Raw genomic sequence first — 1,572 nt, 5'->3', positions numbered from 1 at the left:
TCTGCAGTCCGCCGGCGCCAAATCGAACACCTTCGATGAGGTGACGGCCTCCCGTAGGGCGGCGGCTTCCGCTGCGCTGAGGACGCGCTCCACTCGCCGGGCGATACGTCCAGGCGAAAAGCCCCCGTCTCCGGAGAGCATAGTCGCCGTTAGCCGCATCTCGCCTGAGGCCTGGTCGTCGATTCGAACGACCACCGGCTGGTGGAAACTACGCAACCAGGTGAAGCGGTAGGTCCGCGTCCCCTCGGCGCCAGGCGCAAGCGACGCAACGTACAAGGAGCGTTCCTGAGCCGCCCTCCAATGGCTCGAGTACCAGCGAGCTTCGAACGCACTCGCCACCTCCCGTTTCACCGGACGCGAAGCCTCAGGCCCGCCGTGGCCGCAGGTCACGGTCGGTTCTTCGAACGACGCCGGCAAGTATTGCTGCTCTGGCAGCCGGTCGAACCGACCCTCGGCGGCAGCCGCGGTCAAGAGCGCCGCGCCGACCATCCCGAGCGACAACACCAGGACATAGGGCGGGATCATGAGCTGGCTCCGAATTACTCACAGCTTGGCCGCTAAGGCGGCTCATGACAACGCCCTTCGCCGACGATCAGGAGCGCTGTCGCGCCCGAGGCGCAAGGCCTACTTCTCCGGCTCGACCAGCGCCTGGTAGACCAGCGTGCGCGACAGCGAGCCCAGGGGCGTCGTCCCGGTGCGGGACCCGCCCATGCGCTGGATCATGCCGACGAAGAACAGGTCGTTGGTCGGGTCGATCCAGAACCAGGTGCCGGCCGCCCCGCCCCAGCTCATGGTCCCCTCGCCTTCCAGCGAGCCGGCCTTGCGCGGGTCCAGCACGACCATGAAATCGAGCCCGAACCCGACGTGCTCGTTGAAGCGGATGCCAGAGCCGCCGCCCCCGTCGGAGGTGACCAGCACCTTTTCGGGGATGGCGTTGGTGCGCATCAGCTCGATCGAGGCCGGCGAGAGGACGCGCGCGCCGTCGAGCTCGCCGCCGTTGAGGATCATCTGGCAGAAGCGGGCGTAGTCGCTGGTCGTGGAGACCAGCCCCCCGCCGCCGGACTCCAGCTGCGGCGGACGGGTGAAGTCCTGCGCCCGGGCGCCGGCCGGGCTCTGCGAGGCGGCGATCAGCTTGCCGCTGGCGCGGTCGAAGCCATAGACCTCCGCCAGCCGCCCCGCTTTCTCTGCAGGCACGTAGAAGGCCGTGTCGACCATTTTCAGAGGGCCGAACAGCCGCTCCTGCAGGAACTGGCCGAACGGCTTTCCGGAGAGCTTCTCGACGAGGTAGCCCTGGATGTCGACGGCGGCGCTGTAGCTCCACTTCTCGCCCGGGTGGTACATCAGCGGGATGGTCGAGATTTTGCCGACCATCTCCTGAAGGCCGTTGGCCCGCAGCACGCCGGTGGCCCTGAACTGCTGGTCCACATAGTGCTGGTCCGAGAGGCCGTAGCCGAAGCCGGCGGTGTGGCTCATCAGCTGGCGCATGGTGACGGGTGACTTGGGGTCCTCCAGGATCGGCCGCCCCTGCGCGTCCGTCCCGGTCATCACCTTCAGGCCCTTGAACTCGGGGAT

The 1,572-nt window shown here is 67.7% G+C and carries 2 protein-coding genes; both read right to left on the bottom strand.

The window, feature by feature from the left end; all coding sequences use genetic code 11:
* The coding region (locus VHK87_RS00060) for a hypothetical protein (RefSeq protein WP_329632858.1) at positions 1 to 525 on the bottom strand (525 nt) is incomplete at its 3' end.
* A gap of 99 nt (positions 526 to 624) precedes the next feature.
* Positions 625 to 1,572: serine hydrolase domain-containing protein (locus VHK87_RS00055; RefSeq protein ID WP_329632857.1), on the bottom strand; the 948-nt coding region annotated here is incomplete at its 5' end.

This window comes from Phenylobacterium sp., assembly GCF_036263695.1.
GTDB lineage: Bacteria > Pseudomonadota > Alphaproteobacteria > Caulobacterales > Caulobacteraceae > Phenylobacterium.
This window is presented reverse-complemented; position numbering and strand designations above follow the sequence as displayed.